We start from the raw sequence: 15218 nt of genomic DNA, 5'->3' as shown, positions 1-15218 counted from the left end.
GCGGACGCTGGCGGATGACCGGCTCTCGGCGTAGCGTCAGCATCGGAGGCATCGAAAGGAGTTCACCGATGAGCACCACGGAGACGCACCACCCTCTCTGGGTCGCTTACGGAGCGTCCGGCGTCGCCGGAAGCATCCGCAAGGACGACGACGGCTACACGGTCACCATGGCCGGGGCAAGCGAAGCAACAGGCACGTATCCAACCATGGAGATCGCGAAGAGCGCGCTCCACTCGCACATGACGCCGGGCAGCGACTGGCCCATGTTCCGCGAGCACTGACCCGCGCGGCGCGCCCGGCTTCGGGCGGTCATGGGGTCGCGAGCGTCACGCCGATCGTTCGGCCGCGGCGCGCGTGGGCGTCCGACGCGTGTCCAGCAGCGGCAGTGCGATGTGCACCAGCGGGCCGATGAGGACGGCGAAGAGGACCGTGCCGATGCCGACCGTGCCTCCGAGCAGCCAGCCCACGAGCAGCACCGAGATCTCGACGAGCGCGCGGCACACCCAGATCGGCCAGCCGAGGCGGGCATTCATGCCGGTCATGAGCCCGTCGCGCGGACCGGGGCCGAAGCGCGCGCCGATGTAGAGCCCGGACGCGACGGCGACCAGGACGATGCCGCCGAGGAGCGTCGCGAGCTGGACGGCGAACCCCGACACCGTGGGTACGACGCTGAGCACGATCTGCATGCTCGTTCCGACGAGGAGGATGTTGGCGATCGTTCCGACGCCCGGCTTCTGGCGGAGAGGGATCCACAGCAGCAGCACGAAGAACCCCACGATGTTGGTGATCCAGCCGATGCCGATCCTCGTACGCACGGACAGCCCTTGGGCGAAGACGGTCCAGGGGTCGACGCCCAGCCCGGCTTCGACGGTGAGCGCGCAACCGGCTCCGTAGAGGAAGAGACCGATGAGCAGCTGGACGAGTCGGCGTGGCATGAGGTCCATCCAATCTCATGATTGGCTCGTTGCGTGCAGTCCAATACGGGTACGCTGGCCTCATGGACTCCCGCATCTCCGCGCGTGCTCTCGCCGCTGCCCTGGGCGGCTGGCGCACGCGTGAGCCGGCGTACGAGGCGTTGGCCGACGGCATACGTCTGCTCTGTCTGGACAATCGGCTCGCACCGCGCACCGCGCTGCCGGCCGAGCGAGAGCTCGCCGCCGCGCTGCAGGTGAGTCGCAGCACCGTCGCCGCGGCGTACCGGAGCCTTCGCGAGACCGCCCACATCGCGAGTCTGCGCGGATCGGGCAGCGTCACGCTGCCGCTCGGGCGGCGGGACCCGGGCCGCGCCGACGTCGGCGACGGGATGATCGACCTGCAGCAGGCCAGTCCGCCGGCCTGGCCGGGGCTGGCGGGGATCGTGGCCGAGACTGCCGGCGGCGCGCCTGCGCTGGTGTCGCGTGTCGGGTACGACGTCCTCGGTCGCATCGAACTGCGTGAAGCGATCGCCGATCGCTACACCGCGCGGGGTATTCCGACGCGTCCGGACGAGGTGCTCGTCACGACCGGCGCGCAGAGTGCGATCCACCTCGTGTCGACGGTGCTCATCGGGCGAGGCGATCGCGTACTCGTGGAAACGCCCACTTACCCGCACGCGGCGGACGCGCTGCGTCGCGCGGGTGCCCGCCTCGTGGGTGTGCCTGTGACCACCGAGGACGGCTGGGATCTCGATCGGGCTGAGCAGGCGTTCGCCCGAACCCTCCCCGTGATGGCCTACCTGATGCCCGACTTCCAGAACCCGACGGGCCGGAGCATGAGCGCCGAGGCGCGAGAGGCGATGCTCTCGGCGGGGGAGCGATCGGGATCGGTGCTGGTCCTCGACGAGACGACGGCGGATCTCGACATCGACCGCGGATCGCTCGCGCCCGGTTTCGCGGCCTCCGAGCCGGGCACCGTGGTGCGCATCGGCTCGCTCGGCAAGACCGTCTGGGGCGGCCTGAGGCTCGGGTGGGTGCGCGCCGATGGCGACCTCATCCGCCGGCTCGTGGCGGCGCGGCCCGCGCACGATCTCGGCACGCCCGAGTTCGAGCAGGCCATCGCCACCCGCCTTCTCTCGCAGTTCGACGACGTCGTCGCACAGCGGTCGGACCTGCTGCGGTCTGGCCGCGACGCGCTGGTGCGGGAACTGCGCGAGCGACTTCCGTCGTGGCACCTGCCCGATGTGCACGGGGGTGTCTCTCTCTGGATCGAGCTGGGTGCCCCGCTCAGCTCGGCACTGGTGATCGAGGCGCGATCGCGCGGCGTGCTGCTGAGCGCCGGGCCCCGGTTCTCCGTCGATGGCGGGCACGAGCGTCACCTCCGGGTGCCGTTCACCGCGCCCCCCGAGGAGATGGTGCGCGCCGCGGACGTGCTCGCAGACGCCTGGACGTCTGTGCGGGCCGGGGCGCCGTCGACGATCGTGGAGCAGGTCGGCGCGGTCATCTGAGATCCACCGCGATTCCGCGGCTGGGTGCATCGCCCGCGTCAGCGGGCGAACACCAGGCACTCGACCGCGTCGTCGGCGTTCCAGAAGTCGCCCAGATCGCGGAAGGCATGGGCCACGGGGTTGTATCGCCGCGCACGGAAGCGGATGCCGCCCGCCTGGGCGACCTCTTGCAGATGACCGATCACGCGCCCATCTGGCTCGAGCACCCGCCAGAGGGACGGCGCCGCGGCCACGAGTCGCATGCGGGTCCGGGGAGAGAGAAGCGGGGGTCGGGAGATGCGTGTTTCGACGACAGCTGACATGTTGCCTCCTTCCTTCTCGAACATACCTACGGGTTCCGACATTCCGGTTGTGGAGATCTCCCGGCGTTTCCTCCCCAACCGCGTGCGCGCCATCGCTGTCCACAGATCCGTCCGTCGGAGCACTCTGAGGATGTCCTCAGGGCGAGGCTGGGTCCACTGCCGGCGCCCTCGGGCACGGGGCGCCGGCAGGACCGAGGACGGTCCTCGGATCGACAGAGAGGATGAGAGATGAGCGACACAGGCGACACGATCACGATCACCGGCAACGTCGCGACACCGCCGGAACTGAAGCAGACGCCGGCCGGAGTTGCGATCGCCACGTTCCGGGTCGCGAGCGGTCAGCGACGGTACAGCCGAGAGGCCGGGGGATGGACCGATGCCGGGACGAACTGGTACACCGTCTCGGTGTTCCGCACGTTGGCGGAGCATGCCCATCGATCGCTCCAGAAGGGTGATCGTGTGATCCTCACCGGTCGCCTGCGGCTGCGCGAGTGGGACAACGGCACCCGCCGCGGCACGGCGATCGAGATCGACGCCGACGCCATCGGGCACGATCTGCGATGGGGGACGACCACATTCGAGAAGGACTCCCGTGCCGCGACGATCGACACGTCGCAGAACTGGGCGACGGCGCCCGCCGGTGACGAGTGGGCGGCCCCCGGCGTCGAGGGAGCGCAGCACGCCGGAGAGGGCGCGGACACCCTGAAGCCCGTGCTCGTGGCCGTCGGATCGAGCACCGGGTCCGTAGGCGACGATGTGGAGACGCCCTTCTGACGCGTTCAGCGTGCGCGGGGCCAGGGCCCTAAACTCTCCCCGTGGCCCGAGACCTCCCGCCCCGCGCTCGCTTCGATATCCGTTCGCCGCGCGCCCCGCGGGTCATCGCCGCCGTGCTGATCGTCGGGGCGCTGACGGCGTGCAGCCCTGGCGAACCGGAGCCGACCCCGACGCCCACCCCCACGACGACCGACAGTGCGCCGAGCCCGAGCGCCACTCCGACCGCACCGCCCGCGCCCACGCTTGTGTCCGACGGCACAGCGGACGACAACCTCCCGCTGTTCTCGTCGATCACCGCGGCGGTATGGGCGACGGATGCCCGGGTGACCGGGCGAGCGTACGTCGATGCGCTCGCGGCGGCGGGCTTCGACAAGGCCGCGATGCAGGTCACGGAGGACATGTCGACGGTGGGCAATCCCGCCGAGAGCATTCAGTTCTCGGTGCGCTGGAACGACCAGTGCCTCATCGGCCAGGTCGGGCCTGCGACAGGAGATCCGGTCACGGTCGTGGTCCCGGTGCTCGCCGAGGGGAACTGCCTCGTCGGGCAGACCCGCCCGATCGACTGGTGAACCGGTCCGCGGAACGCGCGATGGGCTGATGCGCGTCGCGCTCACGCCGCTCGCCGCGCCGCCCGGTAGGCTGGGACGCTGACGTCTGAAGTCCAAGGAGAGCAGAAACCCGCATGGCAGAGTACATCTACTCGATGGTCCGCGCCCGTAAGGCCGTCGGCGAGAAGCTGATCCTCGACGACGTCACGATGGCGTTCCTCCCGGGCGCGAAGATCGGCATGGTCGGCCCGAACGGCGCAGGAAAGTCGACGATCCTGAAGATCATGGCCGGCCTCGACACCCCGTCGAACGGCGAGGCGAAGCTCAGCCCGGGCTTCACTGTCGGCATCCTCATGCAGGAGCCGGAGCTGGACGAGACCAAGACGGTGCTCGAGAACATCCAGGACGGCATCGCCATCAAGGCCAAGGTCGACCGGTTCAACGAGATCTCGGGTCTCATGGCCGACCCTGACGCCGACTTCGACGCGCTCCTCACGGAGATGGGCGTCCTCCAGGAGGAGATCGACGCCGCCGACGCCTGGGACCTCGACTCCCAGCTCGAGCAGGCGATGGACGCCCTGCGCACCCCGCCGGGGGATGCGGAGATCGGCCCGCTCTCGGGCGGTGAGAAGCGCCGCGTCGCCCTCACGAAGCTCCTGTTGCAGAAGCCCGACCTGCTGCTCCTCGATGAGCCCACCAACCACCTCGACGCCGAGAGCGTGCTCTGGCTCGAGCAGCACCTGCAGAAGTACCCCGGCGCAGTGATCGCCATCACGCACGATCGATACTTCCTCGACAACGTGGCCGAGTGGATCGCCGAGGTCGACCGCGGGCGCCTCATCGGCTACGAGGGCAACTACTCGACCTACCTCGAGAAGAAGGCGGAGCGCCTGGCCATCCAGGGCAAGAAGGACGCCAAGCTCGCCAAGCGTCTCGCCGAGGAGCTGGACTGGGTCCGCTCGAACCAGAAGGGGCGCCAGGCCAAGTCGAAGGCTCGCCTCGCCCGATATGAGGAGATGGCGGCCGAGGCCGACCGCACCCGGAAGCTCGATTTCGAGGAGATCACCATCCCGCCGGGGCCGCGCCTGGGGAGTGTCGTGATCGAGGCGAAGAAGCTGCAGAAGGGCTTCGACGGCCGCTCGCTGATCGACGGGCTCAGCTTCACGCTTCCGCCGAACGGCATCGTCGGCGTCATCGGCCCGAACGGTGTGGGCAAGACCACGCTCTTCAAGACCATCGTCGGCCTCGAATCCCTCGACGGCGGCGATCTCAAGATCGGCGAGACGGTCAAGATCAGCTACGTCGACCAGTCGCGCGCGAACATCGACCCGCAGAAGAGCCTGTGGGAGGTCGTATCGGACGGGCTCGACATCATCACGGTCGGCAAGACCGAGATCCCCTCCCGTGCGTACGTGTCGAAGTTCGGATTCAAGGGCCCCGACCAGCAGAAGAAGGCCGGTGTGCTCTCGGGCGGTGAGCGCAACCGCCTCAACCTCGCGCTGACGCTCAAGGAGGGCGGCAACCTGCTGCTCCTCGACGAGCCGACCAACGACCTCGATGTCGAAACTCTCCAGTCGCTCGAGAACGCGCTGCTCGAGTTCCCCGGCTGCGCCGTGGTCATCACGCACGACCGCTGGTTCCTCGACCGCATCGCGACCCACATCCTCGCCTACGAGGGCACCGACGAGAACCCCGACCAGTGGTACTGGTTCGAGGGCAACTTCGAGGCGTACGAGGCGAACAAGATCGAGCGCCTCGGGGCGGAGGCGGCGCGCCCGCACCGCACCGCATACCGCAAGCTCACGCGTGACTGACACCGGCGACGCGGCGGTCGCAGCCACCGGGGGCGACCGCCGCGTGCACATCCCCATCCACCTGAGATGGGGAGACCTCGACGCGTTCAACCACGTGAACAACACGTCGATGCTCAAGCTCCTCGAAGAGGCGCGTGTGCGGGCGTTCTGGCTGCCCGAGCCCGGCGAGGACGCACCCGCCACCGCGGTGCTCGACTCGAGCATCTTCAGCGGCATGCTGACGCTCATCGCCCGACAGGAGATCGAATACCTGGCCCCGGTGCCGTACCAGCGGCATCCGCTCGACGTGCAGATGTGGTTCGGCAAGCTGGGCGGCTCGAGCATCGAAGTCTGCTACGAGGTCTACAGCCCGGTCGAAACGGCCGACGCCGGGCAGACGCTCTACGCACGTGCCACCACGGTGATCGTGAAGGTGGATGCCGAGACCGGGCGCCCGCTCCGCCTCACACGCGAAGAGCGCTCGGCGTGGGACCCGTACGTCGGCGAGCCGATCCACTACGCGCACCGGCGCTGACGCGGCCCACCGGCACCCACTCAGCCGTCGTGGTTCCCAGCCCCGGGGACGCGGATCATGATCTCCTGCGCGACACTGGCCATCAGCGTGCCGTCGGCGGCGTAGATCCGTCCTGACGCGAGGCCGCGGCCACCGCGGGCGCTCGGTGATTCCTGGACGTACAGCATCCACTCGTCGACTCGGCCGAACCGATGCCACCACATCGCGTGGTCGAGGCTCGCGACCTTCAGTCCCGGCGTCGCCCAGGAGACGCCGTGCGCGCGCAGGATGGACTCCTGGATCGTCAGGTCGCTGAGGTACGCGAGCGCGGCCCGGTGGACGGCGGGGTCGTCGGGGATCGGCCGCCGGATGCGCATCCACACCGCCTGACGCGGCGCCTTCTCGGCGTCGGCCGTGACGTAGATCGGCGCGGGGATGTGGCGCAGATCCACCGGTCGGTCGGTGAAGAGCCGCTTCGACATCGGATGCAGGCCGCCGAGGTGGGCCTCGATGTCGGGAAGGTCATCGGGCGCGGGGATGCCTTGCGGCATCGGCTCCTGGTGGTCGAGCCCGGGATCCTCGTCCTGGAAGGACGCGATCATCGAGAAGATCGGGACCCCGTCCTGAAACGCCTGCGTCCGCCGCGTCGAGAAGGATCGTCCGTCGTGGATGCGGTCCACAGCGAACGTGATGCCCTTCGCCGAATCGCCCGGGCGCAGGAAGTACCCGTGCATCGAGTGCACGATCCGCTCCTCGGGGATCGTCCGCGACGCGGCGACGATGGACTGCGCCAGAACCTGGCCGCCGTACACGCGGCCGAGCGGCATCGACTGCGATGCGCCGGTGAAGATGTCTTCCGTGGTGCGCGCGTCGGACGCGCTCAGATCGATGACCGACAGCATCGACGCGACCGGATCCTTCTCCGGCGCGATCTCTGCGTTCGGCTCGGCATCCACGGGTGCTCCTCTCCGGGGCGGCGGCCGCCCGCAGGTCCGCTTGGTAGCTTAGAGGGCGATGTCACCGCGCCTGTTGCTCGCCGATCCCGAGTCCGCCGCCGACGCCCTCACCTTCGCGGGTCGGGCTGCGCGCTTCACCGTCGAAGGCGTCCGCCTGCAGGCGTCCGGCGGGGTTCTGGCGATGACCGCCGCGCCACTGGCGCCGCGGGGCTTCGGCGATCCGACGCCCACTGTCCTCGCGCTGCGCTCTCTCGGCGCAGACCCCGAACTCGTGTGCGACCTCGTGATCGAGGCATCCGCTCTCTCCGCCACGACCGATGACCCGCGAGCGCTCATGCTCCCCGAGACCGCCCTCTCGCCCGCGTGGGCCGGCATCACGCCGCCGCGCAGCGGCTGGGACGCGCGGCCAGGCATCGAGGCTTCGACGCTCGCGGCGAAGGCGCAAGGCGGGATCGCACGCGTCGCCGACACGGTGCCAACGGATGCCGGCGAGGACGTTGTGCGCACCGTCCGCGCAGCGGTGTGGGGCGGACCCGACGAGGACCTGGGCGGCCTCCCGCTCGGCGTCGCATTCGCGGCGCTGAGCCTCGGGTTCATCAGCGGCGGTGAGACCGCCCGGGTGTTCGCGAGCGGTCCGTGGACACGTGTGAGCCTCACCCGCGGCCATGTGCTGGTGCGCGGACCGGTGGCCACCGGCCTTACCCCCGTGCGGCGGACGGGCTCAGCGACCTGAGGCCCGACCTTCGGTCACACCGCTCCCGCCGCCGCGCGCCCGGCGACGCGCCCTGAGAAGAGGCATCCACCCACGAACGTGCCCTCGAGCGCACGATAGCCGTGGACGCCGCCGCCGCCGAAGCCGCTCGCCTCGCCCGCCGCGTACAGGCCCGGGATGGGCTCGCCGCCGGCGCCGAGGGCGCGGCCCGACAGGTCGGTCTCGATGCCACCGAGGGACTTGCGGGTGAGCACGTGCAGCTTCACCGCGATGAGCGGACCCGACTTGGGGTCGAGGATCCGGTGCGGGCTGGCGGTGCGGATGAGCCGGTCGCCGCGGAACGCGCGCGCCGAGCGCAGCATGGCGATCTGGGCGTCCTTGGTGAAGTCGTTGTCGACCTCGCGGTCGCGGGCTTCGACCTCGGTCCGCACGCGGTCGCCGTCGAGCACATCGCCGCCGGGGAGCGCCTGCATGCCCGCGATGAGGTCGTCGAGGTTGTCGCGCACGACGAAGTCGGCGCCGCGATCCATGAAGGCCTGCACGGGACCGGCGGCGCCCTTGCCCAAGCGGGACTTCGCGAGGAGCTTGACGTCCTTGCCGGTGAGGTCGGGGTTCTGCTCACTGCCCGAGAGGGTGAACTCCTTCTCGATGATCTTCTGCGACAGCACGAACCACGAGTGATCGTGGCCGGTCGCGCGCAGGTGCGCGAGTGTGCCGAGCGTGTCGAAGCCGGGGAAGAGCGGCACCGGCAGACGGTTGCCGGTCGCGTCGAGCCACACAGACGACGGGCCGGGGAGGATGCGGATGCCGTGATCCGGCCAGATCGGATCCCAGTTCTGGATGCCCTCGACGTAGTGCCACATACGGTCGCCGTTGATCAGCCGCGCGCCGGCCGCCTCCGAGACCGGCTGCATGGATCCGTCCACGTAGGCGGGGACGCCGGTCGCCATCGTCGCCGGGGGAGTTCCGAGGCGCTCGGGCCACCACTGGCGCACGAGGTCGTGGTTGCCGCCGATGCCGCCGGACGACACGATCGTCGCGGCCGCCGTGACGGTGAACGTGTCGACGGCCTCGCGCGAGCTCGCGACACCTCGCGCCGCGCCTGAGGGCGCCAGCACGTCGCCGGCCGCACCGGTGACGACGCCGCCCTCGACGGTCAGGGACGTGACCCGGTGGCGGGGCAGGATCGTCACGCGGCCGTCAGCCTCGCCGGCCTCGACCGCCGCCTGGAACGGCGCGACGATCCCCGGCCCGGTTCCCCACGTGATGTGGAAGCGCGGCACCGAGTTGCCCGGTCCGGTCGCGGTGTAACCACCCCGCTCCGCCCAGCCGACGATCGGGAAGAACCCGACGCCCTTCTCGCGCAGCCACGCGCGCTTCTCCTCGTGCGCGAACTGCAGGTAGGCGTCCGCCCATCGCCGCGGCCACAGGTCCTCGTCGCGGTCGAACCCGGCATTGCCGAACCAGTCCTGGCGGGCCAGCTCGAGCGAGTCGTGGATTCCGAGCCGGCGCTGCTCGGGCGAATCGATGAAGAACAGCCCGCCGAACGACCACCACGCCTGCCCGCCGAGGTTCGACCGCGGCTCCTGATCGACGATCGTCACGCGCTTGCCTGCGGCGACAGCTTCGGCGGTGGCCACGAGACCGGCGAGTCCCCATCCGATGACCAGGATGTCGGTGTGGTGTGAGGGCATGTCGACTCCTTCGTCGGCGAGGGGGATGACGCCGAGTCGGCTGACTCAGCGCGCGGGGTCGGCGTCCGCCGGGGGCGCCGCGATGACGGGGAAGGATGCTGCACCCCGGGGTCCTGCGGCGGGTCCGATGCCCGAGGGCTCGAAGGTATTCACCATGGCATATGCCGCGCGCTGGAGGTAATCCCAGAGAGTCGCCTCGTGGAGCGGCGGCAGGTGGAGCTCGTCGACGGCGACCCGCATGTGAGCGAGCCAGCGGTCGCGGGCGTCGGGATCCACGTGGAACGCCGCGTGGCGCATCCGCAGCCGAGGGTGGCCGCGTTCCTGGCTGTACGTCGTCGGACCGCCCCAGTACTGCTCGAGGAAGAGCGTGAGCCGCTCCTGCGCCGGTCCGAGGTCCTCCTCGGGATACATGGGACGGAGCACCTCGTCCTCGGCGACGCCGCGGTAGAACACATCGACGAGCCGCACGAACGTGTCGTGACCGCCGACCTCGTCGTAGAAGCTCAGGGGGGTGGCCGAGTCGGTCATGAGGTTCCTCCGGTGGTCGTGCCGGATTCGTCGCCCGCGGGCGGTGTCGACGGCTTCTTCGGGGTTCGCTTCGGCTTCCACACGGGGCGCTCGGGCGTGGCGGCGACTGGTGTGGGCTTGGTCTTGGGCGGGTTGGCGCCACGCACCCGCTGGGCGCCCTCCAGGCCGCTCGGCATGACCGCGGTGAGGGCGGGGAGCGTGATGCCCATCTCGTCGATCGTGTGCTTGAGGCGCATCCGCAGCTCGCGGGCGACGTCGTCCTTCGCGTTCGCGCGCGTCTTCATGACGAGACGGATGACGAGCGCATCGCCCGAAATCGACTCGAGGCCCCACACCTCGGGCTGCTCGAGGATGCGCGTGCGCCACTTCGGATCCTTCGCGAGCGCTTTCGCGGTGTCGAGCATCGCCTTCTCGACCTCGCCGATGTCGGAATCCGTCGCCACCGAGAGGTCGAGGATCACCCGCGACCAGCCCTGCGACAGGTTGCCGATGCGGGTGATCTCGCCGTTGCGGACGTACCAGAGGGTTCCGTTGACATCGCGCACGTGCGTCACCCTGACGCTGACGTACTCGACGATGCCGGTCGCCAGGCCGAGGTCGACGACGTCGCCGATCCCCACCTGGTCCTCCGCGACGATGAAGATGCCGTTGAGCACGTCCTTCACGATGTTCTGCGCGCCGAAGCCCAGGCCCGCGCCGATGGCGGCGGTCAGGAGCGTGAGCGAGGCGAAGGCCGAAGGCGCCAGCACGTTGATGATCAGCAGCATCGCGATGACGACGATGGTCACATTGACCACGTTGTGGAGAATCGACCCCAGCGTCCGCGTGCGCTGCACGAGTCGCACCGACGCGAGCGGTGCCCGCTCGAGAGCCTGGGTGTCGTCGACGTTCGCCTTGTTCTTCGCGCCGTTCACGATGCGGCCCACGACGCGGCGGATCACGAATTTCAGGATCCAGGCGAGGATGATGGCGCCGACGATGATCCCGGCGACCGCGAGCAGGTTCTTGCCGACGGCGAGGAAGAACTCGCCGAACTGCTGCCAGGTCTCGGCGTCGGTCAAATCAGGGGCTTCCGGGCTGGGAGTGGTCTGGAGGGGGACGCGAATCATCGTCACGATCCTACGAGGTCGCGATGCGCTCAGCCTGGGCGGCGCTCAGGTCGAGGGCCACCCGTCACCGTCGGAGGGCAGCGGGGCCGAAGCGTCGACGAGCCGATGACGGTGCGCGAGGATCACGGCATGCACGCGATCGCGCGCCCCGATCTTCGCCAGCACTCGTCCGACGTGGGTCTTGACCGTCGACTCGCTCAGGTACAGGTGGTGCGCGATCTCGGCGTTGTTCATCCCCCGGGCGATCGCGACGAACACCTCGCGTTCGCGGTCGGTGAGCTGCGTCGTCGGGTCGTCGGCCGACGAGGGATGCGGCACGGCCGGCGGTGCCGCGTGGAGCCGGTCGATGAGGCGCCGCGTGACCGACGGCGCGAGCACGGCGTCGCCGCGATGCACGGCGCGGATCGCGGCGGTCAGCTCGGAGCGCTGCGCATCCTTCAGGAGGAATCCGCTCGCCCCCGCGTCGAGCGCGCCCAGCGCATACTCGTCGAGGTCGAATGTGGTGAGGACGAGAACGCGTGTCGCCGGGTAGGCGGCGACGATGGACCGGGTGGCGGCGATGCCGTCGGTACGCGGCATCCGTATGTCCATCAGTACGACATCCGGTGCGTGCGCGGCGACGGCACGCACCGCCTCGTCGCCGTCGGCCGCTTCCCCGACGACCGCGACGTCCGGCTCGGCCTCGAGCACGAGGCGGAAGCCGAGCCGGATCAGCTCCTGGTCGTCGACCAGGAGCACTCGGATGGGTGTCGTCATGGTCCGTTCTCCTCTCGCCCGGCCTTCGTGCTCGCCTGCGTCGGTAGCGGCAGCGACGACCGCACCGCCCATCGCCTGCCCTCGACTGCTCCCGCCTCGAGCGTCCCGCCCACATGCGCCGCGCGCTCGCGGAGCCCGGGGAGGCCGAAGCCGACGCGTCCCGGCGGGTCCGCGGTATCCGTGCGCGGTCGCACCCCATCGTTGACGATGTCGAGCGTGACCGCGTCCGCCCGAACGGCGATCCGCACGTCGATCGCGGTGGCGAGCGGCGCGTGCCGCATCGCGTTGGTGAGCGACTCCTGCACGATGCGCGCCACCGCGAACCGCACTTCGGCGGGCACGTCGTCCAGGCGACCCTCCAGGTGCAGCACGACGGGGAATCCCGCCCGCTGCGCGGACTCGACCGCGTCGGCGACGGACGCCGAGTCGATCGGCGCGAGGGGCGCATCGGGGGAGAGGTCGGGATCGCGCAGCACGCCGAGCATCGCCCGCATCTCGGTGAGCGCCCCGCGCGCGGTGCCGGCGATCTGCTCGGTGGCGATGCGGGCCCGCGCGGCGTCGAGCGTCGCGGTCGCCCCCTCGGCGAGGGCCACGATGACGGTCAGGTTGTGCGAGACGATGTCGTGCATCTCGCGCGCGATGCGCGTGCGCTCGGCCGCAGCGCCCAGGCGCGCCTGCTGGTCTCGCTCGACGAGCAGCTGGCGTGAGCGGTCGATGAGCGCCTCGAGATACCGGCGGCGGTTGCCGACGTTGATCCCGATCAACGCGCCGATCAGGAGCGCGATCGTGCCCGACACGAGCGAGGTGATGAGGTAGCTCCACGTCTCCGGCGCAGCGAGGCCGGCCACCGCCGTGTAGACGGCCATCAGCGCGGTCGCCGTGGCGAAGGCGATCCAGCAGGAGCGCACGGAGCGGTACACGGCGACGGCGTAGACGGCCAGAGCGGGGACGATATGGGATGCCGGGACGAGGCTCGGCGGCAGGATCACCAGCGGCAGCGCCGCGAGGGCGAAGACGAGAAGAGGGCGAGAGCGGCGGAACACCAGGGCCACGCAGGCACCGATGACCACCACGATCGCGAAGATCGTCTGCGCGAGAGTCGGGGGCACCGGGTACTCGGAGCGGATCGCCGCGGTGGGTACCGACAGGAGCAGGGCGACGACGGCGACGATCACGTCGGCGAATCGCGGATGCCGCGCCCAGAAGCGCCGGAAGACGCCGGGGGGCCTCGGCAGCAGGAGGCCGTCGTCGGTGCCGAGAGCGGCACCGACGACGGCCTGACTGGCGGATCGCGGCATTCGGTCGACTCTACGCGTCGCGGCTGCGCAGCACCGCCCAGCCGCCCACGAGAGGCACGAGACCCCATGCGGCCAGCGTGAGGAGCGGCACCGTCAGGTCCTCGGCGCCCGGTGCGGTCACCGCGGACGCGGCGTTCATCGGGAGATACTCGGCGAGGTCGGCGATCCAGCTCCAGCTCTCACCGAACATCGCGAACAGACTGAACACGATGGGCAGCACGAACAGCACGCCGACGGTCACGGCGATGGCACCGGCGCCGTTGCGCAGGATGAACCCGAATCCGAGGCCGATGAAGGTGAAGACCACCATCGACAGCACGCCCAGCGCGAGCGGCACGACGGACTGTGCCGGTTCCGACCAGTCGATCCCCTCGGCGAGGAACGGAGCGGTCGCCGCGATCGCGAGCGCGTAGGTCACCACGGTCGTCAGGGCGATGAGCACCCCGACGACGACGGCCTTCGCCACCACGACGGTTCCCCGGCGCGGCTCGGCCGTGAGAGTGGAGCGGATCATTCCGGTCGAGTACTCTCCGGTGATGACGATCGCGCCGAGGATGCCGGCGACGAGCATCGTGAACTGCGTCGGCGAGAGGATCGCGCTGACCGCGGGGAACCCGCCTCCGAACTGGGCGGACGCCGACGCGATCATCATCGAGATCCCGATCGACAGCAGGGCGGTGATCCCGAGCGACCACCAGGTCGAGCGGAGCGTCGTGAGCTTGATCCACTCGCTGCGCAGCAGGTGGGCGAAGCTCAGTCGGTGGGGCGAGGCGGCGCGGGGGCCGGCGTCGGCACGCGTGGCGGGGGCGAGGGCGGTCATGCGATCTCCTTGGAGGTGTACTCGACGGCGTCGCCGGTGAGGGCGAGGTAGGCGTCTTCCAGTGAGCCGGTGCGGGAGGTGAGCTCGTGGACGGGGATGCCGAGCGAGGCGGCGAGGTCGCCGATCGATGCGGCGGTGACACCCGAGATCTCGGCGACGCCCGGGGACGATGCGGTGACGGTGACGTCCGGGCCCGCGAGGGCGGCGACGATCTCCGAGAGGCGGGGCGAGCGCACCACGACGTTGTTGGTCGTCCACGCCCGAACGAGCTCCGACAGTTCGGCGTCCGCGAGGACGTGGCCGCGGCCGAGCACGATGACGTGGTCGGCGGTCTGCGCCATCTCGCTCATGAGGTGGCTGGAGAGGAGCACGGTGCGCCCCTCGGCGGCGAGGTGCCGCACGAACTGGCGCACCCACCTCACGCCCTCGGGGTCGAGACCGTTCACCGGCTCGTCGAGGATGAGGGTGCGCGGGTCGCCGAGCAGAGCCGCGGCGATGCCGAGCCGCTGGCCCATGCCGAGCGAGAACTTGCCCGCCCGCTTGCCCGCGACCGACTGGATGCCGGTGAGCTCGATCACCTCGTCGACGCGCGCCCGGCCGATGCCGTGGGTCGCGGCCATGGCGCGGAGGTGATCGCGCGCCGAGCGCCCGGTGTGCACCGCCTTCGCGTCGAGCAGCACGCCGACCTCGGTCAGCGGGGAGCGCAGGTGCGCGTAATTCTGGCCTCCGACGGTCACCGTGCCGGACGTGGGCCGGTCGAGGCCGACGATCATCCGCATGGTGGTCGACTTGCCGGCGCCGTTCGGACCGAGGAACCCGGTGACCTTCCCCGGCTGCACGGTGAACGACACGTTCGACACCGCGGTCTTGTCTCCGAAGCGCTTCGTGAGCTGTTCTGCAACGATCATGCCCACCACGCTATGAGCCGGCTGTGTCCGCGCGCGTCAGCCTTCGGGATGAACAATGGGCGACGCAGTGGTACCACGGTGCCG

Annotated in this window: 17 protein-coding genes; 7 read left to right on the top strand and 10 right to left on the bottom strand. The window is 70.2% G+C overall.

Annotated elements, in window-relative coordinates; translation table 11 throughout:
* Window positions 1-68: 68 nt before the first annotated feature.
* The gene (locus ACVN90_RS10190) at window positions 69-281 is read left to right on the top strand and encodes a methyltransferase (RefSeq protein WP_220287448.1); all 213 of its coding nucleotides are present in this window, start codon (window positions 69-71) and stop codon (window positions 279-281) included.
* Window positions 282-326: 45 nt separating this feature from the next.
* Here ACVN90_RS10190 and yczE read toward each other — a convergent pair whose 3' ends face one another.
* Window positions 327-935 carry a membrane protein YczE gene (gene yczE, locus ACVN90_RS10185; RefSeq protein WP_475102006.1) on the bottom strand — a complete coding sequence of 203 codons (609 nt, stop codon included), beginning with the start codon at window positions 933-935 and terminating at the stop codon, window positions 327-329.
* 62 nt (window positions 936-997) lie between these two features.
* On the opposite strand from yczE, the gene yczR reads away from it, so the two are divergent.
* On the top strand, window positions 998-2422 hold the full coding sequence (yczR, locus tag ACVN90_RS10180) for a MocR-like transcription factor YczR (RefSeq protein WP_475102005.1): 1425 nt from the start codon (window positions 998-1000) through the stop codon (window positions 2420-2422).
* Between the two features lie 38 nt (window positions 2423-2460).
* Here the strand turns inward: yczR and ACVN90_RS10175 are convergent, their stop codons facing one another.
* The gene (locus tag ACVN90_RS10175; RefSeq protein ID WP_475102004.1) at window positions 2461-2724 is read right to left on the bottom strand and encodes a hypothetical protein; all 264 of its coding nucleotides are present in this window, start codon (window positions 2722-2724) and stop codon (window positions 2461-2463) included.
* A gap of 228 nt (window positions 2725-2952) precedes the next feature.
* On the opposite strand from ACVN90_RS10175, the gene ACVN90_RS10170 reads away from it, so the two are divergent.
* From ACVN90_RS10170 to ACVN90_RS10155, 4 genes are all read left to right on the top strand, one after another.
* On the top strand, window positions 2953-3498 hold the full coding sequence (locus ACVN90_RS10170; protein WP_475102002.1) for a single-stranded DNA-binding protein: 546 nt from the start codon (window positions 2953-2955) through the stop codon (window positions 3496-3498).
* Window positions 3499-3539: 41 nt separating this feature from the next.
* Window positions 3540-4067 carry a DUF6993 domain-containing protein gene (locus ACVN90_RS10165; protein WP_475102001.1) on the top strand — a complete coding sequence of 176 codons (528 nt, stop codon included), beginning with the start codon at window positions 3540-3542 and terminating at the stop codon, window positions 4065-4067.
* A 113-nt stretch (window positions 4068-4180) separates the two neighbouring features.
* Window positions 4181-5860 carry an energy-dependent translational throttle protein EttA gene (ettA, locus tag ACVN90_RS10160; protein ID WP_475101999.1) on the top strand — a complete coding sequence of 560 codons (1680 nt, stop codon included), beginning with the start codon at window positions 4181-4183 and terminating at the stop codon, window positions 5858-5860.
* On the top strand, window positions 5853-6374 hold the full coding sequence (locus ACVN90_RS10155) for an acyl-CoA thioesterase (RefSeq protein WP_475101998.1): 522 nt from the start codon (window positions 5853-5855) through the stop codon (window positions 6372-6374). Before ettA ends, ACVN90_RS10155 begins: the two co-directional genes overlap by 8 nt.
* A 20-nt stretch (window positions 6375-6394) precedes the next feature.
* On the opposite strand, the gene ACVN90_RS10150 is transcribed toward ACVN90_RS10155, so the two are convergent.
* Entirely contained in the window at window positions 6395-7255 is an 861-nt protein-coding gene (locus ACVN90_RS10150; protein ID WP_475102095.1) for an acyl-CoA thioesterase, read from the bottom strand.
* Window positions 7256-7367: 112 nt separating this feature from the next.
* Here ACVN90_RS10150 and ACVN90_RS10145 point away from each other — a divergent pair, with 112 nt between their 5' ends.
* Window positions 7368-8042, top strand: coding sequence for a DUF8185 domain-containing protein (locus ACVN90_RS10145; protein WP_475101996.1), 675 nt, complete (start codon window positions 7368-7370; stop codon window positions 8040-8042).
* Window positions 8043-8056: 14 nt separating this feature from the next.
* Here ACVN90_RS10145 and ACVN90_RS10140 read toward each other — a convergent pair whose 3' ends face one another.
* From ACVN90_RS10140 to ACVN90_RS10110, 7 genes are read right to left on the bottom strand one after another with little or no spacing between them, the layout of a single operon-like run.
* Window positions 8057-9715 (bottom strand): FAD-binding dehydrogenase, encoded by a 1659-nt coding sequence (locus ACVN90_RS10140; protein WP_475101994.1) that lies wholly within the window; start codon window positions 9713-9715, stop codon window positions 8057-8059.
* Window positions 9716-9760: 45 nt separating this feature from the next.
* Window positions 9761-10243, bottom strand: a complete 483-nt coding sequence (locus ACVN90_RS10135; protein ID WP_475101992.1) for a globin — start codon at window positions 10241-10243, stop codon at window positions 9761-9763.
* A complete protein-coding gene (locus ACVN90_RS10130; protein WP_475101990.1) occupies window positions 10240-11352 on the bottom strand; it encodes a mechanosensitive ion channel family protein in 1113 nt (370 codons plus the stop codon). The genes ACVN90_RS10135 and ACVN90_RS10130 overlap by 4 nt, the downstream gene beginning before the upstream one ends.
* A 45-nt stretch (window positions 11353-11397) precedes the next feature.
* On the bottom strand, window positions 11398-12108 hold the full coding sequence (locus ACVN90_RS10125; RefSeq protein ID WP_475101988.1) for a response regulator transcription factor: 711 nt from the start codon (window positions 12106-12108) through the stop codon (window positions 11398-11400).
* Window positions 12105-13406 carry a sensor histidine kinase gene (locus ACVN90_RS10120; protein WP_475101986.1) on the bottom strand — a complete coding sequence of 434 codons (1302 nt, stop codon included), beginning with the start codon at window positions 13404-13406 and terminating at the stop codon, window positions 12105-12107. Before ACVN90_RS10120 ends, ACVN90_RS10125 begins: the two co-directional genes overlap by 4 nt.
* 10 nt (window positions 13407-13416) lie before the next feature.
* Window positions 13417-14226: an ABC transporter permease gene (locus ACVN90_RS10115; protein ID WP_475101984.1), complete on the bottom strand. Its 810-nt coding sequence runs from the start codon at window positions 14224-14226 to the stop codon at window positions 13417-13419.
* A complete protein-coding gene (locus ACVN90_RS10110) occupies window positions 14223-15134 on the bottom strand; it encodes an ABC transporter ATP-binding protein (RefSeq protein WP_475101982.1) in 912 nt (303 codons plus the stop codon). Before ACVN90_RS10110 ends, ACVN90_RS10115 begins: the two co-directional genes overlap by 4 nt.
* Window positions 15135-15218 lie beyond the last annotated feature (84 nt).

This window comes from Microbacterium sp. F01 (assembly GCF_056156365.1).
Note: the sequence above shows the minus strand (reverse complement) of the source record. Positions and strands in the feature narration are given on the sequence as shown.

What these genes read in the sequence shown, in the direction of transcription:
- ACVN90_RS10190 (WP_220287448.1), top strand. Translation starts at nt 69, where the DNA reads ATGAGCACCACGGAGACGCACCACCCTCTCTGGGTCGCTTACGGAGCG.
- yczE (WP_475102006.1), bottom strand. Translation starts at nt 935, where the DNA reads ATGCCACGCCGACTCGTCCAGCTGCTCATCGGTCTCTTCCTCTACGGA.
- yczR (WP_475102005.1), top strand. Translation starts at nt 998, where the DNA reads ATGGACTCCCGCATCTCCGCGCGTGCTCTCGCCGCTGCCCTGGGCGGC.
- ACVN90_RS10175 (WP_475102004.1), bottom strand. Translation starts at nt 2,724, where the DNA reads ATGTCAGCTGTCGTCGAAACACGCATCTCCCGACCCCCGCTTCTCTCT.
- ACVN90_RS10170 (WP_475102002.1), top strand. Translation starts at nt 2,953, where the DNA reads ATGAGCGACACAGGCGACACGATCACGATCACCGGCAACGTCGCGACA.
- ettA (WP_475101999.1), top strand. Translation starts at nt 4,181, where the DNA reads ATGGCAGAGTACATCTACTCGATGGTCCGCGCCCGTAAGGCCGTCGGC.
- ACVN90_RS10150 (WP_475102095.1), bottom strand. Translation starts at nt 7,255, where the DNA reads ATGCTGTCGGTCATCGATCTGAGCGCGTCCGACGCGCGCACCACGGAA.
- ACVN90_RS10145 (WP_475101996.1), top strand. Translation starts at nt 7,368, where the DNA reads ATGTCACCGCGCCTGTTGCTCGCCGATCCCGAGTCCGCCGCCGACGCC.
- ACVN90_RS10140 (WP_475101994.1), bottom strand. Translation starts at nt 9,715, where the DNA reads ATGCCCTCACACCACACCGACATCCTGGTCATCGGATGGGGACTCGCC.
- ACVN90_RS10135 (WP_475101992.1), bottom strand. Translation starts at nt 10,243, where the DNA reads ATGACCGACTCGGCCACCCCCCTGAGCTTCTACGACGAGGTCGGCGGT.
- ACVN90_RS10130 (WP_475101990.1), bottom strand. Translation starts at nt 11,352, where the DNA reads ATGATTCGCGTCCCCCTCCAGACCACTCCCAGCCCGGAAGCCCCTGAT.
- ACVN90_RS10125 (WP_475101988.1), bottom strand. Translation starts at nt 12,108, where the DNA reads ATGACGACACCCATCCGAGTGCTCCTGGTCGACGACCAGGAGCTGATC.
- ACVN90_RS10120 (WP_475101986.1), bottom strand. Translation starts at nt 13,406, where the DNA reads ATGCCGCGATCCGCCAGTCAGGCCGTCGTCGGTGCCGCTCTCGGCACC.
- ACVN90_RS10115 (WP_475101984.1), bottom strand. Translation starts at nt 14,226, where the DNA reads ATGACCGCCCTCGCCCCCGCCACGCGTGCCGACGCCGGCCCCCGCGCC.
- ACVN90_RS10110 (WP_475101982.1), bottom strand. Translation starts at nt 15,134, where the DNA reads ATGATCGTTGCAGAACAGCTCACGAAGCGCTTCGGAGACAAGACCGCG.